At 55.3% G+C, this 24,796-nt stretch carries 24 protein-coding genes and 1 other annotated feature; of the genes, 6 read left to right on the top strand and 18 right to left on the bottom strand.

Annotated features, from left to right (window positions below):
- Nucleotides 1–29: 29 nt before the first annotated feature.
- From nhaR to dnaK, 4 genes are all read right to left on the bottom strand, one after another.
- Nucleotides 30–929, bottom strand: coding sequence for a transcriptional activator NhaR (gene nhaR, locus C1N69_RS03225; RefSeq protein WP_045284818.1), 900 nt, complete (start codon nucleotides 927–929; stop codon nucleotides 30–32).
- Nucleotides 930–987: 58 nt separating this feature from the next.
- Entirely contained in the window at nucleotides 988–2,163 is a 1,176-nt protein-coding gene (gene nhaA / locus C1N69_RS03220) for a Na+/H+ antiporter NhaA (protein WP_047957725.1), read from the bottom strand.
- Nucleotides 2,164–2,333: 170 nt separating this feature from the next.
- Nucleotides 2,334–3,479: a molecular chaperone DnaJ gene (dnaJ, locus tag C1N69_RS03215; RefSeq protein ID WP_014830600.1), complete on the bottom strand. Its 1,146-nt coding sequence runs from the start codon at nucleotides 3,477–3,479 to the stop codon at nucleotides 2,334–2,336.
- An 87-nt stretch (nucleotides 3,480–3,566) separates the two neighbouring features.
- Nucleotides 3,567–5,480, bottom strand: a complete 1,914-nt coding sequence (dnaK, locus tag C1N69_RS03210; RefSeq protein WP_045284820.1) for a molecular chaperone DnaK — start codon at nucleotides 5,478–5,480, stop codon at nucleotides 3,567–3,569.
- A 296-nt stretch (nucleotides 5,481–5,776) separates the two neighbouring features.
- Between dnaK and satP the strand changes: the two genes are divergently transcribed.
- Complete coding sequence (satP, locus tag C1N69_RS03205) at nucleotides 5,777–6,343, top strand: acetate uptake transporter (protein WP_025758037.1); 567 nt, start codon at nucleotides 5,777–5,779, stop codon at nucleotides 6,341–6,343.
- On the opposite strand, the gene C1N69_RS03200 is transcribed toward satP, so the two are convergent.
- From C1N69_RS03200 to tal, 3 genes are all read right to left on the bottom strand, one after another.
- A complete protein-coding gene (locus tag C1N69_RS03200) occupies nucleotides 6,320–7,642 on the bottom strand; it encodes an MFS transporter (protein WP_104556410.1) in 1,323 nt (440 codons plus the stop codon). The genes satP and C1N69_RS03200 overlap by 24 nt on opposite strands.
- Before the next feature lie 121 nt (nucleotides 7,643–7,763).
- On the bottom strand, nucleotides 7,764–8,351 hold the full coding sequence (mog, locus tag C1N69_RS03195) for a molybdopterin adenylyltransferase (protein ID WP_025758039.1): 588 nt from the start codon (nucleotides 8,349–8,351) through the stop codon (nucleotides 7,764–7,766).
- A 109-nt stretch (nucleotides 8,352–8,460) separates the two neighbouring features.
- Entirely contained in the window at nucleotides 8,461–9,414 is a 954-nt protein-coding gene (gene tal / locus C1N69_RS03190) for a transaldolase (protein ID WP_025758040.1), read from the bottom strand.
- Nucleotides 9,415–9,676: 262 nt separating this feature from the next.
- Here tal and C1N69_RS03185 point away from each other — a divergent pair, with 262 nt between their 5' ends.
- Both C1N69_RS03185 and yaaA read left to right on the top strand, forming a co-directional pair.
- Nucleotides 9,677–11,107: an alanine/glycine:cation symporter family protein gene (locus C1N69_RS03185; RefSeq protein ID WP_047957723.1), complete on the top strand. Its 1,431-nt coding sequence runs from the start codon at nucleotides 9,677–9,679 to the stop codon at nucleotides 11,105–11,107.
- Between the two features lie 66 nt (nucleotides 11,108–11,173).
- Nucleotides 11,174–11,947 (top strand): peroxide stress protein YaaA, encoded by a 774-nt coding sequence (gene yaaA / locus C1N69_RS03180; RefSeq protein ID WP_025758042.1) that lies wholly within the window; start codon nucleotides 11,174–11,176, stop codon nucleotides 11,945–11,947.
- 32 nt (nucleotides 11,948–11,979) lie between these two features.
- Here the strand turns inward: yaaA and C1N69_RS03175 are convergent, their stop codons facing one another.
- The 7 genes from C1N69_RS03175 to yjjY form a co-directional block, all read right to left on the bottom strand.
- On the bottom strand, nucleotides 11,980–12,276 hold the full coding sequence (locus C1N69_RS03175; protein ID WP_047957722.1) for a DUF2502 domain-containing protein: 297 nt from the start codon (nucleotides 12,274–12,276) through the stop codon (nucleotides 11,980–11,982).
- Between the two features lie 244 nt (nucleotides 12,277–12,520).
- Nucleotides 12,521–13,807, bottom strand: a complete 1,287-nt coding sequence (thrC, locus tag C1N69_RS03170) for a threonine synthase (RefSeq protein ID WP_155030682.1) — start codon at nucleotides 13,805–13,807, stop codon at nucleotides 12,521–12,523.
- Nucleotides 13,808–13,810: 3 nt separating this feature from the next.
- Nucleotides 13,811–14,740, bottom strand: a complete 930-nt coding sequence (thrB, locus tag C1N69_RS03165) for a homoserine kinase (protein ID WP_047957721.1) — start codon at nucleotides 14,738–14,740, stop codon at nucleotides 13,811–13,813.
- Nucleotide 14,741: 1 nt separating this feature from the next.
- The gene (gene thrA / locus C1N69_RS03160; protein WP_155030681.1) at nucleotides 14,742–17,204 is read right to left on the bottom strand and encodes a bifunctional aspartate kinase/homoserine dehydrogenase I; all 2,463 of its coding nucleotides are present in this window, start codon (nucleotides 17,202–17,204) and stop codon (nucleotides 14,742–14,744) included.
- A gap of 24 nt (nucleotides 17,205–17,228) precedes the next feature.
- Nucleotides 17,229–17,346, bottom strand: a sequence feature (Thr leader region).
- Nucleotides 17,285–17,353: a thr operon leader peptide gene (gene thrL / locus C1N69_RS03155; protein WP_015572623.1), complete on the bottom strand. Its 69-nt coding sequence runs from the start codon at nucleotides 17,351–17,353 to the stop codon at nucleotides 17,285–17,287. (Overlaps the previous feature by 62 nt.)
- A gap of 211 nt (nucleotides 17,354–17,564) precedes the next feature.
- The gene (locus C1N69_RS03150) at nucleotides 17,565–18,251 is read right to left on the bottom strand and encodes a tRNA/rRNA methyltransferase (protein WP_155030680.1); all 687 of its coding nucleotides are present in this window, start codon (nucleotides 18,249–18,251) and stop codon (nucleotides 17,565–17,567) included.
- A gap of 399 nt (nucleotides 18,252–18,650) precedes the next feature.
- Nucleotides 18,651–18,791, bottom strand: a complete 141-nt coding sequence (gene yjjY, locus C1N69_RS03145; RefSeq protein ID WP_085928893.1) for a YjjY family protein — start codon at nucleotides 18,789–18,791, stop codon at nucleotides 18,651–18,653.
- A 95-nt stretch (nucleotides 18,792–18,886) separates the two neighbouring features.
- On the opposite strand from yjjY, the gene arcA reads away from it, so the two are divergent.
- The gene (gene arcA, locus C1N69_RS03140) at nucleotides 18,887–19,603 is read left to right on the top strand and encodes a two-component system response regulator ArcA (protein ID WP_003856501.1); all 717 of its coding nucleotides are present in this window, start codon (nucleotides 18,887–18,889) and stop codon (nucleotides 19,601–19,603) included.
- A 46-nt stretch (nucleotides 19,604–19,649) separates the two neighbouring features.
- Here arcA and creA read toward each other — a convergent pair whose 3' ends face one another.
- Complete coding sequence (gene creA, locus C1N69_RS03135) at nucleotides 19,650–20,123, bottom strand: protein CreA (protein WP_045284830.1); 474 nt, start codon at nucleotides 20,121–20,123, stop codon at nucleotides 19,650–19,652.
- 211 nt (nucleotides 20,124–20,334) lie between these two features.
- On the opposite strand from creA, the gene robA reads away from it, so the two are divergent.
- Nucleotides 20,335–21,204: an MDR efflux pump AcrAB transcriptional activator RobA gene (gene robA, locus C1N69_RS03130; RefSeq protein ID WP_025758049.1), complete on the top strand. Its 870-nt coding sequence runs from the start codon at nucleotides 20,335–20,337 to the stop codon at nucleotides 21,202–21,204.
- On the opposite strand, the gene gpmB is transcribed toward robA, so the two are convergent.
- Nucleotides 21,201–21,848 carry a 2,3-diphosphoglycerate-dependent phosphoglycerate mutase GpmB gene (gene gpmB / locus C1N69_RS03125; protein WP_008502057.1) on the bottom strand — a complete coding sequence of 216 codons (648 nt, stop codon included), beginning with the start codon at nucleotides 21,846–21,848 and terminating at the stop codon, nucleotides 21,201–21,203. The two genes, robA and gpmB, sit on opposite strands and share 4 nt — an antisense overlap.
- Nucleotides 21,849–21,898: 50 nt before the next feature.
- On the opposite strand from gpmB, the gene yjjX reads away from it, so the two are divergent.
- Nucleotides 21,899–22,414, top strand: coding sequence for an inosine/xanthosine triphosphatase (yjjX, locus tag C1N69_RS03120; RefSeq protein WP_155030679.1), 516 nt, complete (start codon nucleotides 21,899–21,901; stop codon nucleotides 22,412–22,414).
- Here the strand turns inward: yjjX and trpR are convergent.
- Nucleotides 22,411–22,737: a trp operon repressor gene (gene trpR / locus C1N69_RS03115; protein ID WP_025758051.1), complete on the bottom strand. Its 327-nt coding sequence runs from the start codon at nucleotides 22,735–22,737 to the stop codon at nucleotides 22,411–22,413. The genes yjjX and trpR overlap by 4 nt on opposite strands.
- A gap of 55 nt (nucleotides 22,738–22,792) precedes the next feature.
- Nucleotides 22,793–24,730 (bottom strand): murein transglycosylase, encoded by a 1,938-nt coding sequence (sltY, locus tag C1N69_RS03110; protein WP_155030678.1) that lies wholly within the window; start codon nucleotides 24,728–24,730, stop codon nucleotides 22,793–22,795.
- Nucleotides 24,731–24,796: the final 66 nt, after the last annotated feature.

Raw genomic sequence — 24,796 nt, 5'->3', positions numbered from 1 at the left:
ACCCGCTTAACGCGGGTTTTTTTATGCCTTCAGATTGCCGGTGGCGTAAACAGCGCCGAGTAGTCGCGGTTACAGATACGCTGCACCGCCGGGTGCTGAATCATCCTTTCGGCAAAAATCGCGTGATACTCTTCCATTACGTTATCGACCCGACCAATCTCCGTAATCTTGCTATCTGAATAGAGATCGTGCGCGTAGAGTGTCGGTGCAACGAAGATCGCATTGTGCGCTTCGCCAAAGGCTTTCATCAGCGCCGCATCGTCGAACTCACCGAGGATTTCGACATTCAGCCCCTGAGAATTAAACCAGTTCAGCAGCTTACGTCCCAGCATGGAACGTCTTCCTGGCACCAGCAAGCGACGCTCTTCCAGGCAGGCCGGGAAGGGTTTTTCCGGCGGCGGGTTAATACACCAGAAGCTTACGCCGCATTCACCAATCTTCACCGAAAACAGCCCTTCCTGCTGCGTGGAGTCGATCGGACAATCCGAGATGATCATGTCCAGCTTGTGCTGGCTCAGCTGTTCCAGCAGCATCTCGTGGGTGGATTCAAAACAGCGCAGATGGATTTGCTCATCTTCGACCACAGCCGCATCCAGCACGCCGCTCACCAGTCGTTTTGACAGCGCGTCCGCCACGCCAACATCAAAGAGCAGGTTCGACTCTTTGCGGTAGTTGACGATATCCAGCATTTCCTGGCTCAGGGTGAACATTTTATCCGCGTAGCGGAAAACCAGCTCACCCAGCTCGCTGGGTTCAATTCCGCGTCCCTTACGCTTGAACAGCTTGCCCTGCAGACGTTCTTCCAGCGCCTTGATCTGCCCGGTGATGGTTTGCGGCGTCAGGTAAAGCGCCTCTGCCGCCCCGACCACCGAGCCCTGTTTGTAGACATGCCAGAAGTAGTAAAGATGGTTGTAATTCAAATGAGACATCGCGTCTTCTCTCCCTGAGTGCCTGTCGGGAGAAGGTCACCCTCCTCCCGGTTTTCCGTTATGCCTGGACGGCCTGCCCGGACAACTTCACCTTCAACAAGGTGTAACCGATCACCGCGGCCAGTAATGACCCGATGAGAATGCCGAGTTTCGCCCAGACGATAAGCTCAGGTGCATGCGCACCAAACGCCAGCGTCGAGATAAAGATCGACATCGTAAAGCCTATCCCGCACAGCACGCCGACGGCCATGATCTGCGTAAACGTGGTGCCGTGCGGCAATGACGCCAGCTTAAGCTTCGTCGCCAGCCAGCAGAACAGGCTAATGCCCAGCGGCTTGCCGATAAACAACCCGGCGATGATACCCAGCGGCAGCACGGAGGTCAGCCCGTCCAGCGTCACGCCGCCAAGGGAAACACCCGCGTTAGCAAATGCAAACAGAGGCAGGATCATAAAGGCGACCCAGGGGTGCAGCACATGCTCCAGCTGCTTCGCAGGTGATTTGCCCTCCTGCGGTTTAAGCGGCACGAAGAAGCCGACGATCACTCCTGCCAGCGTGGCATGCACGCCCGATTTCAGCACCGCAGTCCACAGCACCATCCCCACGAGGATATAGATACCGATGCGACGAACATTCAGGATGTTCAGCAGCGCCAGAACCGCAATCGCCCCTGCAGCCACGCTCAAAGAGAGGATCGACAGATCGCTTGTGTAAAACAGCGCGATAATCACAATTGCGCCCAGGTCGTCGATGATCGCCAGCGCCATCAGGAAGATTTTCAGGGCAACCGGAACGCGGCTTCCCAGCAAGGCCAGCACCCCGAGTGCAAAGGCGATATCCGTTGCCGCCGGGATCGCCCAGCCGTGACGTGCAACCGGATCCTGCCAGGTAAACGCGAGGAAGAGCAGCGCAGGAACCACCATCCCACCGAGCGCGGCAATGACCGGGAACGCCGCTCGCTGGCGACTGGCAAGCGAACCCAGTACCAGCTCCCGCTTAACCTCAAGCCCGACAAGCAGGAAGAACACCGCCATGAGCGCATCGTTGATCCACAGCAGCATGTTCTTGTGGATTTCCAGCGCCCCAACCTTCAGCTCGACGGGCGTTTCCAGAAAAGCATGATACAGATCGCGGGTAAATCCGACGTTTGCCAGCACCATCGCGGCGGCGGCAGCCAAAATCAGGATCACGCCCCCGGATGCTTCGCTACTAAAAAAACGGTGTAATAATTTCACTATAATTCTCTCTTATACAGCAATACCTCGATAAAACCATAATACCAAGCCTTATAGCTCGGCAAAAACAGATTAATATTGAGTATTGATTCAGTTTAACCGAACAATACCGATAAACAAAAAAGCCCGGAATCTCTTCCGGGCTTTTGCGAATACCTGCGACAAACAGATTAGCGGGTCAAATCATCGAAGAATTTTTTGACGCCATCGAAGAAGCTTTTGGAGCGTGGGCTGTTTTTCTCACCCGTCGGGCCACCAAAGCTCTCCTGCAACTCTTTCAGCAGCTGTTTCTGCTTATCGTTCAGGCCAACCGGTGTTTCCACAACGACGCGGCACAGCAGGTCGCCCTGTGCGCCCCCGCGAACGGATTTAACGCCTTTACCGCGCATGCGGAACAGCTTACCGGTCTGGGTTTCGCCAGGAATTTTCAGGTTCACGCGGCCATCCAGCGTCGGGACTTCAATTTCGCCACCGAGGGCTGCCATCGCGAAGTTGATCGGCACTTCACAGTACAGGTTATTGCCTTCGCGCTCGAAGATAGCGTGCTGCTTGACCTGCACCTGAACGTACAGATCGCCCGCCGGTGCGCCGTGTTCGCCGGCTTCGCCTTCGCCAGCCAGACGGATGCGGTCGCCCGTATCGACCCCAGCCGGGATTTTAACGGACAGGGTTTTGGTTTTCTCAACGCGACCGTGACCATGGCATTTGGTGCAGGGATCTTTGATCAGCGTACCGCGACCATGGCAGTGCGGACAGGCCTGCTGCACCGCGAAGAACCCCTGACGCATCTGTACCTGGCCAGAACCGTGACAGGTTGGACAGGTCTGCGGCTGAGTGCCCGCTTTCGCGCCGCTGCCGTGGCACACGTCACACTCTTCCAGCGTTGGAATACGGATCTCTTTGGTGACACCGCGAACGGCCTCTTCCAGCGTCAGCTCCATGTTGTAGCGCAGGTCCGCGCCACGCGCCGCGCGCTGACGTCCACGACCACCACCGAAGATGTCGCCAAACACATCGCCAAAGATGTCGCTGAAGTCAGCGCCGCCGCCAAAGCCGCCACCGCCGAATCCACCGCCGCCCATGCCGCCCTGTTCAAAGGCTGCGTGACCGTACTGGTCATAGGCTGCACGTTTTTGTGCATCGGTCAGGACTTCGTAGGCTTCTTTGATCTCTTTAAATTTGGCTTCAGCCTCTTTGTCACCCTGGTTACGGTCCGGGTGGAATTTCATGGCCAGGCGCTTATACGCCTTTTTGATTTCACGCTCTTCCGCAGTTTTCGGAACGCCTAAAATCTCGTAATAGTCTTGCTTTGCCATTGGTTTTTTTAAGCCCCTTAACATGCGAGCACGGGCGTGGAGAATTCTCCTACGCCCGTGCCGATTAATTACCCTGCATCAGGGCGATTATTTTTTATCTTTAACTTCTTCGAACTCAGCGTCGACAACGTCGTCGTCTTTCGCGTTGTTCGCCGAAGCGTCAGCACCTGCCTGCTGTTGCGCGTGCTGCTGCTGAGCGATTTCCATCAGCTTCTGAGAAGCCTGAGCCAGTTCCTGCATCTTCGCTTCGATGTCCGCTTTATCTTCACCTTTCAGTGAGGATTCCAGCGCACTCAGTGCAGCGTCGATAGCCGTTTTGTCTTCCGCTGGCAGTTTATCGCCTGCTTCTTCAACCTGCTTACGGGTGCTGTGCAGCAGATGGTCGCCCTGGTTACGGGTCTGAACCAGCTCTTCGAACTTACGGTCAGATTCCGCGTTAGCTTCCGCTTCACGAACCATTTTCTGGATCTCTTCCTCGTTCAGACCGGAAGAGGCCTTGATGGTGATCTTCTGCTCTTTACCGCTGTTTTTGTCTTTCGCAGACACGTGCAGAATACCGTCAGCATCGATGTCGAAGGTGACTTCGATCTGAGGCATACCGCGCGGCGCCGGGTTGATACCGTCCAGGTTGAACTGACCCAGAGACTTGTTATCAGATGCGCGCTTACGTTCACCCTGCAGCACATGGATGGTTACCGCAGACTGGTTGTCTTCGGCGGTAGAGAATACCTGGCTGTGCTTGGTTGGGATAGTGGTGTTTTTGTTGATGAGCGCAGTCATCACACCGCCCATGGTTTCGATACCCAGAGACAGCGGGGTAACGTCCAGCAGCAGTACATCTTTCACTTCACCGGTCAGTACGCCACCCTGAACCGCAGCACCGATAGCAACCGCTTCGTCCGGGTTAACGTCTTTACGTGGCTCTTTACCAAAGAACTCCGCCACTTTCTTCTGAACCATTGGCATACGGGTCTGGCCGCCAACGAGGATAACGTCGTTGATGTCAGACACGGACAGGCCAGCGTCCTGCAGCGCTACTTTCAGCGGCTCGATAGAACGGTTCACCAGGTCTTCTACCAGGCTTTCCAGTTTCGCACGGGTCACTTTGATGTTCATGTGTTTAGGACCGGTCGCGTCTGCAGTGATGTACGGCAGGTTCACGTCGGTCTGCTGAGCGGAAGACAGTTCGATCTTCGCTTTCTCAGCGGCTTCTTTCAGGCGCTGCATAGCCAGCGGGTCATTACGCAGGTCAATGCCCTGATCTTTCTTAAACTCGTCAACGAGGTAGTTGATCAGACGGGTATCGAAGTCTTCACCACCCAGGTGAGTATCACCGTTGGTTGCCAGAACTTCGAAGGTTTTTTCGCCGTCAACGTCGTCGATTTCGATAATAGAGATATCGAAGGTACCACCACCCAGGTCGTAAACCGCGATAGTACGGTTGCCGACTTCTTTATCCAGACCGTAAGCCAGTGCAGCCGCGGTAGGTTCGTTGATGATACGTTTGACTTCCAGACCTGCGATACGGCCAGCATCTTTGGTTGCCTGACGCTGAGCATCGTTGAAGTAAGCAGGTACGGTGATAACAGCTTCGGTTACCGGCTCACCCAGGTAATCTTCAGCCGTTTTCTTCATTTTTTTCAGCACTTCAGCAGAAATCTGCGGTGGTGCAGTTTTGGTGCCTTTCACATCAAGCCACGCATCGCCATTGTCTGCCGCGATGATTTTGTAAGGCATGATAGAAACGTCACGCTGAACTTCTTCGTCCTGGAAGCGGCGGCCGATCAGGCGTTTAATCGCAAACAGGGTGTTTTGCGGGTTTGTCACTGCCTGACGTTTAGCCGGCTGACCAACCAGAGTTTCACCATCCTGGGTATAAGCAATGATAGAAGGCGTGGTGCGATCGCCCTCGGCGTTCTCCAGCACACGTGCAGTAGTGCCATCCATAATCGCTACACAAGAGTTGGTCGTACCCAGGTCGATACCAATAATTTTACCCATCTAAACGTCTCCACTAAAAATTCAGTCAACATGTGGTTGTGTACCTGTAATAAGGGCAGATCGTGCTTTTTCAACTGCCCAGATTTGATTTTTTTCAGGTCCACACACTGCGGTTGACTACAAGATGGGGTCGCTGCGACATCCATCAAGGGGGAATGATAAAAAAAATTTTAATTTCACCCTGATGAGATCATAGACGCCATCGATTGCGCCCATTATGATGCCGCGCCCCGTCAGGGAGAACTGACGCGGGTTTAACCATTTCACCATTTTAATGATGATTTTTTTGAGGACTTATGGGCAACACTAAGTTGGCTAATCCGGCTCCGCTGGGCCTGATGGGTTTTGGCATGACCACTATTCTGCTGAACCTGCACAATATCGGGATGTTCCCGATGGATGGCATCATCCTGGCGATGGGCATTTTTTACGGCGGTATCGCGCAAATCTTCGCGGGCCTGCTGGAATATAAGAAAGGTAATACCTTCGGCTTAACCGCCTTCACCTCTTACGGTTCGTTCTGGCTGACCCTGGTCGCCATTCTGCTGCTGCCTAAAATGGGTATGGCAGAGGCGGCAAACGCCCACTTCCTGGGCGTCTACCTGGGACTGTGGGGCGTTTTTACCCTGTTCATGTTCTTCGGTACTCTGAAAGGCAACCGCATGCTGCAGTTCGTTTTCCTGAGCCTGACCGTGCTGTTCGCCCTGCTGGCGATTGGCCACCTGGTGGATAACGAAGGCATCGTTCACGTTGCCGGCTGGATTGGTCTGGTTTGCGGCGCAAGCGCTATCTACCTGGCAATGGGTGAAGTGCTGAACGAACAGTTTGATCGCACCGTTCTACCGATTGGTGAAAAACACTGATCCTTCTGTCGTGCCCGCCTCGCGGGCACGACATCCCCACGCCTGACGAAGCCACATCCCCAGTATCAGTCCCATCACCGAAAGTGCGAGCACATACCAGGCGGGCGCCATCGGTGACACGCCCATCAGCACGGTAACCGCAATCGGCGTCAGTCCGCCAAAAATGGCATACGACACGTTGTAAGAGAATGAGATCCCGGTGAAGCGAACCTCTGGCGGGAACGCACGCACCATCACATAGGGCACCGCGCCGACAACGCCCACACACAGCCCGACCACGCCGTACAGCAGGAACAGCTGTTCAGGATGACTGCCTGCAAGGTGGTAAAACGCCCAGCTGGAGGCAGCCAGTAACAGGCTACCGACGATAAAGGTGATGCTGGCACCGAAACGATCCGCCGCCAGCCCGGCGGCCAGACAGCCAAAACAGAGCATAATGGTTGCGATACTGTTCGCCTGTAACGTCACGGCTGGCGCGAAACCATACTGTTTCTGCAGCCAGACCGGCGACATTAATATCACCACCACAATCCCTGCTGAAAGCAGCCAGGTGAGCAGCATCGACACCACCACCGCTTTTTTATGGCGTACCACGACGGCTTTCACCGGCAGCTCCTGCGCCAGCGCCTTACGCTGCTGCATCTCGAGGAATATTGGCGTTTCCTGCAGCCAGCGACGCAGATACATCGCCACTAGACCAAACGCCCCACCCAGCAGGAACGGCACACGCCAGCCCCAGTCGAGAACGGCCTGCTGCGTCATGCTGGTGTTTACAATGGTCGCGACCACCGACCCCAGCAAGATCCCGACGGTCAGACCCGCCGTTAAGGTTCCACAGGCGATACCTATCCGCCGCGCCGGAACATGCTCCGCCACAAACACCCAGGCTCCCGGAACCTCACCACCAATGGCTGCCCCCTGCAGCACGCGCATCAGTAACAGCAGCAATGGCGCGAGTATGCCCATCGAGGCATAGGTGGGCAACAGACCAATGGCCAGCGTGGGTACCGCCATCAGCAGAATGCTGAGGGTAAACATCTTCTTACGGCCAACCAGATCGCCAAAGTGAGCCATGATAATGCCGCCCAGCGGACGCGCCAGATACCCGGCGGCAAAAATGCCGAAGGTTTGTACCTGACGCAGCCACTCGGGGATATCCGCCGGGAAGAAGAGTTCTCCCACCACGGCGGCGAAGAAGACGAAGATGATAAAATCGTAAAACTCCAGCGCGCCGCCTAAGGCCGCAAGCGTAAGGGTTTTATAGTCCTGTCGATTCAGAGGTCGGGTGTTATGTGACATAGCGAACCCTTTAGCATAGTTGTGGATTTATTTTTACAGCAAACGTAAAGAAAAAATTACTATACCGTAAAACCTTTACCACGCCATCGCCGCTTCAGCTAATGTCACATAATCATTATTTTCAGGAGATTGTTTCGCGACGCGCGCTTTTAGGACGAAATGCTGCTACCACTTTCTCATCGGTTTCCACATAAGGACCGTCAAGCAGCTGTATACAATACGGTACACTGGCGAAAATGCCCTGCACGATGACGTTACCGTCGTCCGATTTCAGCCCTTCCAGCGTCTCTTTGATCGACTTCGGCTGGCCAGGCAGGTTCAGAATCAACGCCTGTTTGCGGATTACGCCCACCTGACGGGAGAGAATGGCCGTCGGGACAAAGTGTAGACTGATCTGCCGCATCTGTTCGCCAAAGCCCGGCATTTCACGATCGGCGATGGCCAGCGTCGCGTCCGGCGTCACATCGCGACGCGCAGGACCGGTTCCTCCGGTGGTCAGCACGAGGTGGCAGCTCATCTCATCCACCAGCTCACAAAGCGTCTGCTCAATGATTGGCTGTTCGTCAGGGATCAGGCGGGTCTGGATTTCAAACGGCGTGGTCAGCGCGTTGCCAAGCCACTCTTCAAGCGCAGGGATGCCTTTATCCTGATATACACCGCTGGAGGCGCGGTCAGAAATCGACACCAGGCCGATGCGTAAGGTATTCATATTCATTCCATTCAAAAGTACTGATTAAAGGGAATGATACACGCAGAGGGGAATTTCAGACAGAGTACGTAAGAAGTCGCGTGGCCGGGAACCCAGCCACGCGGAATGATTACAGCAGGTCGCCGATCATTTTTTCCAGTTTTTCCTGGTCGATAGCAAACTTACGGATACCGTCCGCCAGTTTGTCTACCGCCATTGGATCCTGGTTGTGCTGCCACAGGAACTCAGACTCAGTGATGCGCTCCGGACGTGCTTTCACTTCACCGGTGTAAGACAGTTTACGCTCCAGGGTACCTTCGCTTTCAGCCAGCTCTTTCAGCAGTGCAGGCGCGATGGTCAGGCGGTCACAGCCAGCCAGCTCAATGATTTCGCCGACGTTACGGAAGCTTGCGCCCATAACGACAGTCTCATAGCCGTGCTGCTTGTAGTATTCGTAGATTTCAGTCACGGAAATCACGCCTGGATCTTCAGACGCCGCGTACTCTTTCTTATCGGTGTTGGCTTTGTACCAGTCCAGAATACGGCCCACGAACGGAGAAATCAGGTACACACCGGCTTCGGCACACGCACGCGCCTGCGCGAAGGAGAAGAGCAGAGTCAGGTTACAGTTGATACCGTCTTTTTCCAGCTGCTCTGCCGCACGGATGCCCTGCCAGGTCGAAGCCAGTTTGATCAGGATACGGTCGTTGCTGATGCCCGCATCGTTGTACATTTTGATCAGGCGTTTTGCTTTCGCGATAGACGCTTCGGTGTCGTAGGACAGACGCGCATCCACTTCGGTAGAGATACGGCCAGGCACCAGCTTCAGAATTTCCAGACCGATGTTCACGGCCAGTTTGTCAGTGGCATCCACAACCTGCTGCGCGCGGTCGTTGCTCTGTGCTTTCGCCCAGGTCACAGCGTCGTCAATCAGTTTGCGATACTCAGGGATCTGTGCGGCGTTAAGGATCAGAGAAGGGTTAGTTGTGGCATCCTGCGGCTGGTACAGCTTCATTGCCGCGATATCTCCGGTGTCAGCTACGACAGTGGTGAACTGACGAAGGGAGGTCAATTTATCCGTCATGATAGTGTTTCTCTTTTAACGTGCCCTGGATAATTCACGCTACCGACAGCATGCCTGCAGCGGAAAAATGACAGGTTTACTTGTTAGGGGGATGTAACCGGTCTGCCCTGATGATAACACGACAGAGGGGTAGCGCAACCGCAGACAGTGCGCTTAGGCAGAGTATGATAAACTCGGAATATTAACAGCCTGCTAAGCAACAGCATGCTCAATCAGTGGTAGCGCTTACATATTCACTTTGGCATCAACAAGAGGGACGTTAATGCCTGATTTCTTTTTCTTTATTAACGAAGTCCTGTGGGGTTCGATAATGATTTACCTGCTTCTGGGAGCAGGTATTTGGTTTACACTACGCAGCGGGTTTATCCAGTTTCGCTATATCCGCAAGTTTGGCAGAAGTCTGAAAAACAGCGTCACGCCCCAGCCGGGTGGATTAACCTCGTTCCAGGCACTCTGCACCAGCCTTGCGGCACGCCTCGGTAGCGGAAATCTGGCGGGGGTGGCGCTGGCCATCAGCGCCGGCGGGCCAGGCGCAGTGTTCTGGATGTGGGTGACGGCGCTGCTCGGTATGGCCACCGCTTTTGCCGAAAGCGCGCTCGCACAACTCTACAAAGAGAAAGATAAAAACGGTCAGTTCCGCGGCGGCCCTGCCTGGTACATGGCGCGTGGCTTAGGGATGCGCTGGATGGGCGTCCTGTTCTCGCTTTTTTTACTGCTCGCTTACGGTCTTATCTTTAACACCGTTCAGGCTAACTCGGTCGCCCATGCCCTGCGCTATGCCTTCGCGTGTCCGGAGTGGCTCGCCGGTAGCGTTTTAGCCCTCGTCGTTCTGCTCACCCTTTCTGCCGGTCTTAAAGGTATCGCCCGCCTGATGCAATGGCTGGTTCCTCTCATCGCGCTGATCTGGATCGCCGCGAGCCTGCTCGTCGCGGCACTGCATCTCGATCAGGTGCCGGGCGTCATAATGACCATCGTCAAAAGCGCCTTTGGCTGGCGTGAGGTCGCATCCGGCGCGCTGGGCTACACCTTCAGTCAGGCGCTGATGGCGGGTTTTCAGCGCGGCATGTTTTCCAATGAAGCCGGTATGGGGTCAACACCCAATGCAGCCGCAGCCGCGGCTTCGTGGCCGCCGCACCCGGCCGCACAAGGCATTGTGCAGATGATCGGCGTCTTTACCGATACCATCATTATCTGTTCCGCCAGCGCCATGATTTTGCTGCTGGCAGGCCCTGTCTCACATTCGTCGGGAACGGCCGGAATACAGCTTCTCCAGCAGGCGCTCGTGAACCTCACCGGCGGCTGGGGAGCGGGGTTTGTCTCGCTCATCCTGCTGCTGTTTGCCTTCAGTTCGATCGTGGTAAATTACCTCTACGCCGAAAACAATCTTATTTTCCTGAAGTTTGACTCCCGCGCCGCCATCGGCACGCTTCGCCTGGGCGTCATACTGATGGTGGTAGCAGGCTCCCTGCTCAGCATGCCGCTGGTCTGGCAACTGGCTGATATCATCATGGCGCTGATGGCGATCACTAACCTCACGGCGATCCTGCTGCTCTCGCCCGTAGTGACCCTGATTGCGAAAGACTACCTTCGTCAGCGTAAACTGGGTGTGCCACCGGTCTTTGATCCCGCGCGTTATCCGGATATCAAAGCGCAACTTGCCCCCGGCACGTGGGATGATTTGCCGCGGCAATAACAGCTATCGATCAATTCAGGGCGATTTTTTGCTAAAGTCGCTCTAAATTTCCTGCAAGGACTGGATATGCTGATTCTGATTTCACCTGCAAAAACGCTCGACTACCAGAGCCCGCTCGCCACCGAGCGCTATACCCAGCCTGAATTGCTGGACTATTCCCAACAGCTGATTCACGAAGCGCGCAAGCTCTCCGCACCGCAAATCGCCTCGCTGATGAGCATCAGCGATAAGCTGGCAGATCTTAACGCAACCCGTTTTCACGAGTGGCACCCGGATTTCACCCCCGCTAACGCCCGCCAGGCCATTCTGGCATTTAAAGGCGATGTCTATACCGGCCTGCAGGCGGAAGATTTTAGCGAAGCTGATTTCGATTTTGCCCAGCAGCATCTGCGCATGCTGTCGGGTCTGTATGGCGTACTGCGTCCGCTGGATTTGATGCAGCCGTACCGTCTGGAGATGGGCATTCGCCTGGAAAATGCCAAAGGCAAAGACCTGTACCATTTCTGGGGCGATATCATCACCGACAAGCTAAATGCGGCGCTGCGCGCTCAGGGCGATAACGTGGTGATTAACCTGGCGTCGGATGAATACTACAAGTCGGTGAAACCGAAAAAACTGGATGCGGAAATCATCAAGCCGGTATTCCTCGACGAGAAGAACGGTAAGTTCAAAGTGATCAGCTTCTACGCCAAGAAAGCGCGCGGCCTGATGAGCCGTTACATCATCCAGAACCGCCTGACGAAGCCGGAGCAGTTAACCGCCTTCAACAGCGAAGGCTATTTCTTTGACGAGGCGTCGTCAGGGAAAGGTGAACTGGTGTTTAAGCGCCACGAGCAGTAAAACAGAACCCCGCCTGCTGGCGGGGTTTTGCATTAATGGTGTTTCCAGTCCGGGCCCGGACGATGATCGTCATGGCGACGATCGTCATGATGGTGGTCACGCTCGCGATGTTCATCGTGGGGACGCCAGTGGTTATCGCGCCAGTCATAATGCGCCTTCCACCAGTCATGATCGCGCCAGCGACCGCCATCCCAGTAGTGGCCGTTATTATCCCGATCGCCAATCTGCAGTTTGACCGCCGGAACCAGAGTAATTTCGGATGCCTGTACCGCCATGGGAGCGACCAGCATCAGTGAAAGCGCAATCAGCGCAGGTTTCAGTTTTGACATCGGTGACTCCTTATTCTCTATGCCCGACATGGGCCGATGTAAGGAGATTACGCGAGGGGAACGGGGGATGTTATTCTCTGCAATCCTAAACGCTAAGTGACCGCATTTATTGGGAATTTCTGCTTTTTCCCTGCTATTTTTCTCCTTAATTTCTTCACAAAAAAGCCGGGTGGCGCTGCGCTTACCCGGCCTACGTTATGAGCTGTTGTAGGTCGGGTAAGGCGTAGCCGCCACCCGACAAAAATCACGCGCGAGCCATCATCAGCTTACGCAGCGCGGCAAAATCCGCCGGCAGCTCATGGGACAGCAGCGGCAGGTCAGCACGCTCGGCCAGCTCTTTCGGCAGCGGCAGCGTTTCGCCGAGGATCGCTTCCACGCTCTCTTTGAACTTAGCCGGATGCGCGGTGCCCAGGAACAGGCCATATTCACCCGGATTCAGCTGGTCGCGCAGCGCACGGTAAGCAATCGCCGCGTGCGGTTCAGAAGTGTATCCAACCGCTTTTAACTCACGCATGGTGGATTTAGTCGTGTCATCCGTCACCGCCGCGTAGCCCAGGTCACCCAGACGCCAGATCTTACGGCGGAACAGCTCTTCCACGCGCGGCCAGTTGTTCGGCTGGGAAACATCCATCGCGTTGGAGAGGGTCGCCTGCGTCGCGTTTGGTGCCCATTTACCGTCTTTCAGGAAGCGCGGCACGGTATCGTTGGCATTGGTGGCAGCGATAAAGCGTTTCACCGGCAGCCCCAGTGATTTCGCCAGCAGACCTGCCGTCAGATCGCCGAAGTTACCGCTCGGCACAGAGATCACCAACTGGTTGCGGGCTTCCTGCGGCAGTTGCGCCACCGCTTCGAAGTAGTAGCAGATCTGCGCCAGCAGACGGCTGATGTTGATGGAGTTGGCAGAGTTCAGACCCAGCGCCACCTTCAGCTCTTCGTCGTCGAAGGCCTGCTTAACCAGCGCCTGGCAGGCATCGAAGTCACCGTCGATCGCCACGGTTTCAATGTTGCCGCCGAGGGTACAGAACAGTTTTTCCTGCAGCGGACTGATTTTGCCTTTCGGATAGAGGATCACCACGCGGACGTTTTTCAGGCCGTAGAAGGCATGGGCGACCGCCGCGCCGGTATCGCCGGAAGTTGCCGTCAGGATGGTTACCGGTTTGTCGCCGCTGATGTGGGTCAGCATCTGCGCCATGAAGCGGCCGCCGAAGTCTTTAAACGCCAGGGTTGGGCCGTGGAACAGCTCCAGACAACCGACGTCAGGCTCAACCTGCTGAACCGGTGCCGGGAATGCGAACGCCGTACGCAAGCGTTCTTCCAGCAGTTCCTGCGGAATTTCGTCGCCGATAAACGCCGACAGAATTTTGGTGCTGCGGGTGACAAAGTCCAGCTTCAGCAGTTCATCAATCTCGGTCAGCTGAAATTCCGGCAGGTCATGTGGAAAGAACAGCCCCTGATTTTTGCCCAGTCCCTGCGTTACAGCCTGCGCGAAGCTGACCTGCTCGTTGTGATCTTTAAGATTGTAGAGTTTCATTAATTATCCCAGTACTCGTGCGCCAGCCGTGTCCAGACGGCAAATATGAACAAAGCCTTCCTGATTTTGCAGGTAGTGTTTAGAGAGCCAGTCCGCCACGCGCTGCGCAGTGTCTGGCTTATCGCATAAGGCAAACAGCGTCGGGCCGGAGCCGGAGATGCCGCATGCCTGCGCGCCAATATCCATTGATGCCTGTCGCGCCTCGTTAAAGCCAGGCAGCAGCTTGGTGCGATACGGCTCGGCAATAACGTCTTTCATCAGTTTCGCCGCCAGCTGTGGCTGACGGGTGTAGCAGGCGTGGATAAAGCCCGCCAGATGACGCCCGTGGGCGATACAATCCTGACGTCGATACTGCGCGGGCAGGATCGCACGCGCTTCGGCCGTAGACACTTTGATGCCCGGATAGGCCAGCACCCACAGCCACTCATCAAACCCTGGCACCTGCTGGCTAATGATGCCATTTTCTTCGATCATCAGCTGCATGCCGCCGAGGAAGCACGGTGCAACGTTGTCGTAGTGAATGCTGCCGGAGATACGGCCTTCCAGCTCGCCCATTAGCCCTAGCAGACGGCTATTGTTGAGGGGCTTACCGCAGTGCTCGTTCATCGCCACCAGGGCAGCCACCACGGAACAGGCGCTGGAGCCCAGCCCGGAGCCAATCGGCATACTTTTTTCCAGCGTCATGGCGACCGGCACGTTTTTACCGATCTCCTGACAGAAGCGCTCCCAGCACTGATAGACGATATTCTCGCGTGGCTCCGACGGCAGCTTGCTGGCAAAACGCCCTACGTTATTCAGGCTGAAGCTTTCTGCCGCTTCAACCGTCACCGTGTCGCCCAACAGCGAACCGTCTACCGGCGTAACCGCCGCACCCAGCACATCAAATCCGACGCTCATATTGGCGCTGGAAGCCGGGGCATAAACTTTGACCATGTTAAACTCCTAACTTCCATGACAGGGTACGCAGCAGATCGGCAAACACACCCGCCGCTGTAACATCGTTCCCTGCGCCATAGCCGCGAAGCACCAGCGGCAATGGCTGATAATAGTGGCTGTAAAACGCGAGGGCGTTTTCGCCGTTTTTGACTTTGTACAGCGGATCGTTGCCGTCAACTTCGGCAATCTTTACCCGGCACACGCCATCTTCTTCAATGTTGCCAACATAGCGCAATACCTTACCTTCATCACGGGCTTTCGCAACGCGGGCGGCAAAAACGTCGTCAAGCTGCGACAGCCTGGCCATAAAGGCGCCGACATCACCGCTGCTGTCAAATTCTGCCGGCAGTACCGGTTCAATCACGATATCTGAAAGCTCAAGCTCGCGGCCCGTTTCACGCGCAAGGATCAGCAGCTTGCGCGCCACGTCCATACCGGAAAGATCCTCGCGCGGATCCGGCTCGGTGTAGCCCAGCTCACGCGCGGCGCGGGTCGCTTCCGACAGGCTCATGCCTTCGTCCAGTTTGCCGAAGATAAACGACAGCGAGCCGGAGAGAATGCCGGAGAATCGCTGCAGTTCGTCACCCGCGTTCAGCAGGTTCTGCAGGTTCTCAATCACCGGCAGGCCTGCCCCGACGTTCGTGTCGTAGAGGAACTTGCGGCGCGACTTGCTCGCCGCCAGACGCAGCTGGTGGTAGTAATCCATCGACGAGGTGTTGGCCTTTTTGTTCGGCGTGACCACGTGGAAACCTTCACGCAGGAAGTCCGCGTACTGGTCGGCAACGGCCTGGTTTGACGTACAGTCAACAATCACCGGGTTAAGCAGGTGATACTCTTTTACCAGACGGATCAAGCGGCCCAAATTAAACGGCTCTTTTGCCTCCTTCATCTCGGCCTGCCAGTTTTCCAGATTCAGACCGTGAACGTTGGTCAGCAGCGCTTTTGAGTTGGCAATCCCGCAGACGCGCAGATCGATATGCTTCTTCTTCAGCCACGCCTGCTGACGCTTCACCTGCTCCAGCAGTGCACCGCCCACGCCTCCGACGCCGATCAGGAACAGCTCGATGACCTGATCGGTGTTGAACAGCATCTGATGAACCACGCGAACGCCGGTGGTGGCATCGTCGTTATCCACCACCACGGAAATAGAGCGCTCTGACGAGCCCTGGGCGATCGCCACGATATTGATATTAGCCCGCGCCAGCGCGGCAAAGAATTTGGCAGAGATACCGCGCAGGGTGCGCATGCCGTCGCCCACCACGGAGATGATCGCCAGACGCTCCTGAATCGCGAGCGGCTCCAGCAGCTCTTCTTTCAGCTCCAGATAGAACTCTTCCTCCAGCGCGCGGCGGGCGCGCAGGCAGTCAGCCTGCGGCACGCAGAAGCTGATGCTGTATTCGGAAGAGGACTGGGTGATCAGCACCACAGAGATACCGTTGCGGGACATGGCCGCAAACACGCGGGCGGCCATGCCGACCATCCCTTTCATCCCCGGACCGGAGACGCTGAACATCGCCATGTTGTTCAGGTTAGAGATACCTTTCACCGGCAGACCGTCTTCATCGGTGCTGGCGCCAATCAGCGTACCCGGCGCTTGCGGGTTACCGGTGTTTTTAATCAGGCAAGGGATCTGGAACTGGGCAATCGGGGAGATGGTACGAGGGTGAAGCACTTTAGCGCCGAAGTAGGAGAGCTCCATCGCCTCCTGGTACGACATCGACTTCAGCAACCTGGCGTCCGGTACCTGACGCGGGTCGCAGGTGTACACGCCGTCGACGTCAGTCCAGATTTCACAACAGTCCGCGCGTAAACAGGCGGCCAGTACGGCGGCGGAGTAGTCGGAGCCGTTACGGCCCAGCACCACCAGCTCGCCCTTCTCGTTCCCGGCGGTGAAACCGGCCATCAGGATCATATGGTCAGACGGAATTTTGCTGGCGGCGATACGGCGGGTTGATTCTGCAATATCAACGGTGGATTCGAGGTAGTGGCCCACCGCCAGCAGTTTTTCAACCGGATCGATCACGGTCACGTTGTGGCCTCGCGCTTCCAGCAGGCCGGCCATGATGGCAATCGACAGCTTTTCACCGCGGCAGATCAGCGCCGCGTTGATGCTGTCCGGGCACTGACCCAGCAGGCTAATACCGTGCAGCACGTGCTTAATTTGCGCGAATTCCTGCTCAACAAAAGACTTAAGCTGTGCCAGCGGGAAGCCCGGTTGTGCCTCAGCCAGCCCCTGCAGCAGCTCAGCGAAGATACGCTCGGCGTCGCTGATGTTCGGGAGTGCATCCTGGCCACCGATGGTCTTTTCAATCATTGCCACCAGATGGTTCGTGATTTTTGCCGGGGCAGAGAGCACGGTCGCAACCTGCCCCTGCCTGGCGTTGCTCTCCAGGATATCGGCAACACGCAGAAAACGTTCTGCATTTGCCACTGATGTACCGCCGAACTTCAACACTCGCATGGTTCTACCTCGTTTCCTTTAGCCGAAAAAAAAGCCCGCACTGTTCAGGTGCGGGCTTTTTTCTGTTTTTCCTGTACGCGTCAGCCCGCATCGTTACCTGTGGTAATGATGATGGTTGTGGTAATGGTGGTGATGCTGATGCGTTTCATGGATGTTGTGTACTCTGTCATTATTATCTGTCTGTGCTGTATTCTTTTAGGGTTAAAGGATCGGGACCCTTAAGTCAATGGATTTTTAATTTGATCACATTTCAGAAGACTCTCACGTCCCGCTGCAGGCAGATTTATTTTCATCCGATTCCCCCAGATGCAACCCTTTGCAACAGACTTATCCGCCATAGTAAAAACTTATGGCAGCATTTTACTCGGCCAATTTTTTTTCAATATCGTGCAGCAAACGATGCAACATTGCGGTGTCCCGCTGCTCAAGACGCCCAAGACGCTGCTGCAGCCAGTCCGCCATTTTGCGATCGTCCGCCACCCCTAACCGGGATAACAGATGCTCAACGCGTATGCGCAGCGCAGCCAGCTGGTTTTCATTTGCCCCTTCCGCCTGAGGCTGGGGTATTTGTATTAGGGAGGCTAATTGATAGCAGTAGACCATGACCGCCTGCCCTAAATTCAGGGAGGGGTAATCGGCCACCATGGGTGCCCCCGTTAGCACGTCAGCGAGTTCCAGCTCTTCGTTTGTTAATCCGGAATCCTCACGACCAAATACCAGTGCCGCTCTCTCCAGCCACTGGCTTTTCTCACTCAGCATCGGCACCAACTCCGCGGGCGTAGCGTAATAGTGGAACTTCGCCCGGCTGCGCGCCGTGGTGGCAACGGTAAAGGAGATGTCGTGCAACGCCGCGGCAAGCGTGTCGTAAGTGGTTATATTATCGAGAATATCGCCTGAACCATGTGCCACCCAACGTGCCGCAGGCTCCAGATGGGCGGTGCTGTCCACAATACGTAAATCGGTAAAACCCATGGTCTTCATGGCGCGCGCGGCAGCACCAATATTTTCTGCTCTGGCTGGGGCGACCAGTACAATCGACAGATGCATTTATGCTCTCTTTTTAATCGGTTAGCGGGTAGAAATGTGATGCGCTTCAACATATTACGCAGCGCGAATTTACAAAATTGCAACACAAATCACCGAAATAGCGTTTCATAACAAATTAAAAACGCTAAACTATTCCTTGTCTGAACAATCAGTTAGAATGTTAACAGAACACTATTATCCCTATGTTTTATAATGATAATAGCGGTATAAATACCCTATTCTGATTGGATTCGCTTCGTTTATAAATCAATGACCGCAACTAGTTGGTTTATTGAAAAATTGTGACAAAGGCTAGCATTCCGCTACGATGATTTCATCAAACTGTTAACGTGCTACAATTGAACTTGATATATGTCAACGAAGCGTAGTTTTATTGGGTGTCTGGTGTCACTTAGCCTGTTATGTTGCTGTTAAAATGGTTAGGATGACAGCCGTTTTTGACACTGTCGGGTCCAAAGGGAAAGTACCCAAGACCAAGCTAATGATGTTGTTGACGTTGATGGAAAGTGCATCAAGAACGCAATTACGTACTTTAGTCACGTTAAGCCGATCATGTTAATTTGCGACATGCATCAGGCAGGTCAGGGACTTTTGTACTTCCTGTTTCGATTTAGTTGGCAATTTAGGTAGCAAACATGCAGACCCCGCACATTCTTATCGTTGAAGACGAGTTGGTAACACGCAACACGTTGAAGAGCATTTTCGAAGCAGAAGGCTACGATGTCTTTGAAGCGACCGATGGCGCAGAGATGCATCAGATCCTTTCTGAAAATGATATCAACCTGGTGATCATGGACATTAACCTGCCGGGCAAAAACGGTCTTCTTCTGGCGCGCGAACTGCGTGAGCAGGCGAACGTCGCGTTGATGTTCCTGACGGGCCGTGACAACGAAGTTGATAAAATTCTTGGCCTGGAAATCGGTGCGGATGACTACATCACCAAACCGTTTAATCCTCGCGAGTTAACCATTCGTGCACGCAACCTGCTGTCCCGCACCATGAATCTGGGTACGGTCAGCGAAGAGCGTCGTAGCGTTGATAGCTACAAATTCAACGGCTGGGAACTTGATATCAATAGCCGTTCGCTGATTAGCCCGAACGGTGAGCAGTATAAACTGCCGCGCAGTGAATTCCGCGCGATGCTGCACTTCTGCGAAAACCCGGGCAAAATTCAGTCCCGTGCAGAACTGCTGAAGAAAATGACCGGCCGTGAGCTGAAACCGCACGACCGTACCGTAGACGTGACCATCCGTCGTATTCGTAAACATTTCGAATCTACGCCTGATACGCCGGAAATCATCGCCACGATCCACGGCGAAGGGTATCGTTTCTGTGGTGACCTGCAGGAGTAATCCCGCAGTTAACGCATGAAAAAACGGCGCATTGGCGCCGTTTTTTTTATTCCCGCCACGGCATAATCGGTACCGCGCTGATGGCGTTTTTCGGTGATCCCTCCACCACTTTGTCAGAATAGGCCAGGTAAGCCAGCGTATTGCGTTTGGCATCGTAGAAGCGCACAACCTGCAGCTTTTTAAACACCAGCGAGGTCCGTTTCTGGAACACCACGTCGCCCTGCGCTTTGCCGTTTTTAATTTTATCGCTCAGTTCAACCGGACCTACCTGCTGACAGGAAATCGCCGCGTCGGAGGTATCTTCCGCCAGCCCCAGGCCGCCCTTAATCCCGCCCGTTTTCGCACGGCTGACATAGCAGGTGACGTTTTTCACGTCCGGATCGTCAAACGCCTCCACCACAATTTTGTGGTCCGGGCCAAACATTTTAAACACGGTATCGACGGAGCCAATCTGTTCAGCCTGCGCGGCGCGCCCGACCATCAGCATCAATGCGGTGAAGATCAAAGTCTTGTATTTCATATTGTTACCATTCTTAAAAATTACGCTGAGCGATTATTCAACACTTTAGACAAAAATGTAGCAAGATCACAGGATTAGAATATATTTGCCCATAATGTGCGCCAAAAAGCATGAATGCGCAAAAAAAACACTGAATGCTAAAACATCAAAAAATGCTATTATCCGCTAACCTGTTATCAGGCACCTGCTGTTTTAAGGATGAGGATAGTATATGGATCAGGCTGGAATTATTCGCGACCTGCTCACCTGGCTGGAAGGTCACCTCGACCAGCCTTTGTCACTGGACAATGTGGCGGCTAAAGCAGGCTATTCCAAGTGGCATCTGCAAAGGATGTTCAAGGATGTCACCGGTCATGCTATCGGGGCCTATATACGCGCACGTCGTCTGTCAAAATCTGCTGTGGCATTGCGCCTGACCGCGCGCCCGATCCTGGATATTGCTCTGCAGTATCGTTTCGATTCGCAGCAGACCTTCACCCGCGCCTTTAAAAAACAGTTCTCGTTGACGCCAGCGCTTTATCGTCGCTCGCCTGACTGGAGCTCGTTTGGTATGCGTCCGCCGCTGCGTCTGGGCGAGTTCGCGATGCCGAAATACGAAATCGTCACGCTGCCTGAAACCCATCTGATCGGGACAACGCAGAGTTACTCGTGCTCCCTTGAGCAGATTTCTGAGTTCCGTCATCAGATGCGCGTCCAGTTCTGGCGCGACTTCCTGAGCCACGCGCCGGCGATCCCGCCGATTCTGTATGGCCTCAACGAAACGCACCCAAGCCAGGAAAAGGATGATGAGCAGGAGGTGTTCTACACCACCGCGCTAACGCCAGACATGGCTAATGGCTATATTCAGGGTTCAAAGCCTGTGGTGCTGGAAGGTGGCGAGTACGTGATGTTCGCCTATGAAGGGCTGGGAACGGGTGTTCAGGAGTTCATCCTGACCGTTTACGGGACCTGCATGCCAATGCTGAATCTGAATCGCCGTAAGGGTCAGGACATTGAGCGCTACTACCCGGCGCAGGACGCTAAACCGGAAGAAGGCCCAATCAATCTGCGTATGGAATTCCTGATTCCAATACGTCGTTAACGCTGCAGTTCATCGAGCGCAGGGGCATCAAGATGTGAAATGTCCCCTGCCATCTCCACCACCCAGCCTGACGCCAGCCACGCGCTTTCCTGATAATCAATCCGGGAAATGGAGCAGTTACGCAGACGCAAACGGCGCTCAGCATAAGCGGGTAATCCGAGGATCGTGCTCACCAGGCAACCCAACGCAATCCCGTGACTCACCAGCAGCGGACGGCTTCCCGCCGGCAGCTTCAGGCATTCCGCCAGTGCGGCATGCATACGTACGCTGAGCTCCTGCATGGATTCACCTTCAGGGATACGGCCATCTTCGGTACCGTTCACCAGCGTGCGACGCCAGCCCTCTTCCGTTTCAGTCAGCGTATCGATATGACGCTTTTCCAGCACGCCCATATCCAGTTCGCGCAGACGCGGCTCAAGCATAACATCACAGCCGCAGGCGTCCGCGATGATGCGCGCCGTCTGCTGTGTGCGACCTAAGTCGCTGGTGATGACGTGGGTAATGCCCAGCGTTCTGGCACGCTCTGCCACCTGCCACGCTTGCTGCACACCCTTCTCAGTGAGAGGACTGTCTGACTGGCCTTGAATACGTCGCTCGGCGTTCCACTGCGTTTCACCGTGGCGAACAAGGTATACCTGTAACATGCTTTTTTTCCGTTATACTGCGATGAGTTTTTTTTGAATCGAGCTTAATTATGCACCATGTTGTCTCTGCTACCACTAATCCTGCCAAAATTCAGGCAATTCTAAGGGCATTTGAAGAGATCTTCGGCGCAGGATCCTGCCATATTGAAGCCATCGGCGTCGAGAGTGGCGTTCCTGAACAGCCGTTTGGCAGCGAGGAAACGCGCGCTGGCGCACGAAATCGCGTGGCAAATGCCAGAGCGGCAGCACCGGACGCTGACTTTTGGGTCGCCATTGAAGCCGGTATCGATGAAGGCGCAACCTTTAGCTGGGTGGTGATTGAAAGCCGTGAACAGCGCGGTGAAGCACGTTCGGCCACCCTGCCGCTGCCGGCGATCATTCTGGAAAAAGTGCTTGCGGGTGAAGCGCTCGGGCCGGTGATGTCGCAGTACACCGGCATTGACGAAATTGGCCGTAAAGAAGGGGCGATTGGCGTCTTTACCGCCGGCGCGCTGACGCGTTCAGGCGTTTACCACCAGGCGGTGATCCTGGCGTTAAGCCCGTTCCATAACGCGATTTATCGTTAAGCATTTTTCAACAACACCGCTTCCAGCCACTGGCGCAGCTCTACCGGGGCCGACTTCAGGCTGTTCGAGCCGCGGGTAATCGTTGCGATGCCCGCGCCCAGTTCATTTTTGAGCTCGCGCTGGCTCATCTCACCGCGCAACAACTCTTCAATGATCCGCACGCGCGTGCCCAGCGCCTCGCGCTCGTCCGGCGTGAGCATCAGCTGCATCAGGGGTAGATGCAGATCCTGATCGTATGACTGGCGAAGCAACTCCACAAAACGAAGCCACTCCTGGTGACGTTGTTCGGCCATTGCCGAGGAATACGGGGAATGCGGGGTCATGTTATGCTGCCTCTTGTACTCATTAGCGAGTACAGCATAACACAACCCACGCCGATCAGTAACGTCTCTGCCACTCGGCATCGCTCATCAGGGTATCTTTCTGCCCCATGAAGTAGCGATAGTAGGCATCATACGCCAGCACGTTTTTCACGTATCCGCGGGTTTCCGAAAACGGAATACTCTCGACAAACGCCACGGCGTCGATGCGTCCGGCGCTGTTGCCGAGCCAGGTACGCACGCGACCCGGCCCCGCGTTATAGGCCGCCGAAGAGAAGATGCGGTTATTGCCGAACTGCTGATACACGTACTGGAGATAGCTGGTACCGATGTTAATGTTGGTATCCGGATCCAGCAGCTGTGACGGGCTGCTGTACCCTGGAATATTAAACATCTTCACCGTATGCGTCGCCGTACCCGGCATGATCTGCATCAGGCCACTGGCACCTACCGGGGAACGGACTTTCGGGTTCCACGCGCTCTCCTGACGGGCAATCGCCATCGCGTAACTTTGCGGGATATCTTTACCGCGGGTGTAGCGTTCGAAAAGATCGTTATAAGCCAGCGGGAAACGCTCTTCGAGATGATCCCACAGCTTACCGGCGATCGTCGCCTGCACGCTCAGATCCCACCAGTGATTATCAAAGGCATAGCGGGCAAGCTGGGCTTTTTCGTCGGTGGTGCGGCTGGTCACCAGATTCGCCCACTCGCTGCGCGCGGTATTGTCCATGTTCCAGTACATCAGCTCGCGCACGCGCGCCATTTCCGGCCCCTGCGTCAGCGCCGGGTTAGCATTCGCGGGCGCTTTATCAATGCGGAAGGTGTACTCCTCGCCCAGACGCTGTGCGGCCGCCATCGGGTAGAACCCGCGCTGCTGCATCAACGCATGGAGGATCTCTTTGGCTTCATCATCACGACCGCGCTCCATTAGCAGATCGGCCTGCCAGTAGCGCCATTCGTCCTTCTCTTTCGCTTCCATAGGCAAACGCGCCAGCCAGGTATTCAGCCCCCGGCGATCGCCCGTCCCCAGCGCCATTCGCACACGACGTTCCACCAGCGAGGTGGAGTTTGAGCGCATAATCGCATCGTCTCGCCAGCGCGCCTGTTCGTCGGTCACATCCGTGCCCATCAGTCGCCATGCAACGATGTCGCGCAACTCCTGGGTTTGGTCTTCATTAAGCTGCTGCGCCTGCACCAGTTGCGGGATCATCAGCCGCGCGTTTTCCACATCGTCACGCGCTACGCTGGAGAAGGCTACCGCCGCCATCTGGCGGGTAAAATCAGTCGCCCCCGTACTGCGCGCAAAGGTCAGTACGCTGTTGGGATCGTTTGCCAGTGCAATAACTGCCGAGGAGATCGTCTGGTAATCAGACGGCATCTGCCCCGCCAGCGCGGTCACCAGACGCGTGTTTCCGGCTTTCATCGCCAGACGGATGCGCTCAAGGTAGGCCAGCGGGTCCTGCTTGCCGGAGGCGCGCCATGCGCCAAACAGCGAATCGCAGGCGTTTGGCTGGCTTTTTCCGGTCAGCCACAGCTCTTTCGCCCCAGCCCAGGCCTCCTCCTGCTGACCGGTGGCCCATTTCGCATAGTAGTAGTTACACTGGGCTTCGGTGGTATTCGGCTTATCAGGACTGAACGCCAGCAGGCCACGCCAGTCTTCACGGCGCGCCAGTTCGTTCACAAAGCGAGACTGCAGGGTCCGCGCCGGCGGCAGGGTCGGGTTCGCCTGAATGAAATTATTCACGGTGACGGTCGGTTGATTCATGAGATCGTCCGTGATCTGACGATACTCCAGATACGGATACAGCGGATAATCCTTCAGCGTCGGCATCAGCGCCTGCACGGTTTCCATCTGCTTGTTGTCCCACGCCTGTTTAATCTGGGCGTAGCGGTTACGTTGTTCATCCAGTGAATCGGCATGCACCGCCTGGCTTACCGCCATTACGCATACGCTGGCAGCCAGCAGACGCCAGACCACCCGTTTGGCTTTTTCCACAAGCTCTTCCTCATTGTTTTTTCGTCAATTGCAGCGTCTTGCCACGTCAAAGTCTAATCAACTTAT

The sequence above is a fragment of the Enterobacter sichuanensis genome (assembly GCF_009036245.1).
GTDB lineage: Bacteria > Pseudomonadota > Gammaproteobacteria > Enterobacterales > Enterobacteriaceae > Enterobacter > Enterobacter sichuanensis.
The sequence above is the reverse complement of the archived record's forward strand: the minus strand, read 5'-3'. Positions and strand labels throughout refer to the sequence as shown.

What these genes read in the sequence shown, in the direction of transcription:
- nhaR (WP_045284818.1), bottom strand. Translation starts at nt 929, where the DNA reads ATGTCTCATTTGAATTACAACCATCTTTACTACTTCTGGCATGTCTAC.
- dnaJ (WP_014830600.1), bottom strand. Translation starts at nt 3,479, where the DNA reads ATGGCAAAGCAAGACTATTACGAGATTTTAGGCGTTCCGAAAACTGCG.
- dnaK (WP_045284820.1), bottom strand. Translation starts at nt 5,480, where the DNA reads ATGGGTAAAATTATTGGTATCGACCTGGGTACGACCAACTCTTGTGTA.
- satP (WP_025758037.1), top strand. Translation starts at nt 5,777, where the DNA reads ATGGGCAACACTAAGTTGGCTAATCCGGCTCCGCTGGGCCTGATGGGT.
- C1N69_RS03200 (WP_104556410.1), bottom strand. Translation starts at nt 7,642, where the DNA reads ATGTCACATAACACCCGACCTCTGAATCGACAGGACTATAAAACCCTT.
- mog (WP_025758039.1), bottom strand. Translation starts at nt 8,351, where the DNA reads ATGAATACCTTACGCATCGGCCTGGTGTCGATTTCTGACCGCGCCTCC.
- tal (WP_025758040.1), bottom strand. Translation starts at nt 9,414, where the DNA reads ATGACGGATAAATTGACCTCCCTTCGTCAGTTCACCACTGTCGTAGCT.
- C1N69_RS03185 (WP_047957723.1), top strand. Translation starts at nt 9,677, where the DNA reads ATGCCTGATTTCTTTTTCTTTATTAACGAAGTCCTGTGGGGTTCGATA.
- yaaA (WP_025758042.1), top strand. Translation starts at nt 11,174, where the DNA reads ATGCTGATTCTGATTTCACCTGCAAAAACGCTCGACTACCAGAGCCCG.
- C1N69_RS03175 (WP_047957722.1), bottom strand. Translation starts at nt 12,276, where the DNA reads ATGTCAAAACTGAAACCTGCGCTGATTGCGCTTTCACTGATGCTGGTC.
- thrC (WP_155030682.1), bottom strand. Translation starts at nt 13,807, where the DNA reads ATGAAACTCTACAATCTTAAAGATCACAACGAGCAGGTCAGCTTCGCG.
- thrB (WP_047957721.1), bottom strand. Translation starts at nt 14,740, where the DNA reads ATGGTCAAAGTTTATGCCCCGGCTTCCAGCGCCAATATGAGCGTCGGA.
- thrA (WP_155030681.1), bottom strand. Translation starts at nt 17,204, where the DNA reads ATGCGAGTGTTGAAGTTCGGCGGTACATCAGTGGCAAATGCAGAACGT.
- C1N69_RS03150 (WP_155030680.1), bottom strand. Translation starts at nt 18,251, where the DNA reads ATGCATCTGTCGATTGTACTGGTCGCCCCAGCCAGAGCAGAAAATATT.
- arcA (WP_003856501.1), top strand. Translation starts at nt 18,887, where the DNA reads ATGCAGACCCCGCACATTCTTATCGTTGAAGACGAGTTGGTAACACGC.
- creA (WP_045284830.1), bottom strand. Translation starts at nt 20,123, where the DNA reads ATGAAATACAAGACTTTGATCTTCACCGCATTGATGCTGATGGTCGGG.
- robA (WP_025758049.1), top strand. Translation starts at nt 20,335, where the DNA reads ATGGATCAGGCTGGAATTATTCGCGACCTGCTCACCTGGCTGGAAGGT.
- gpmB (WP_008502057.1), bottom strand. Translation starts at nt 21,848, where the DNA reads ATGTTACAGGTATACCTTGTTCGCCACGGTGAAACGCAGTGGAACGCC.
- yjjX (WP_155030679.1), top strand. Translation starts at nt 21,899, where the DNA reads ATGCACCATGTTGTCTCTGCTACCACTAATCCTGCCAAAATTCAGGCA.
- trpR (WP_025758051.1), bottom strand. Translation starts at nt 22,737, where the DNA reads ATGACCCCGCATTCCCCGTATTCCTCGGCAATGGCCGAACAACGTCAC.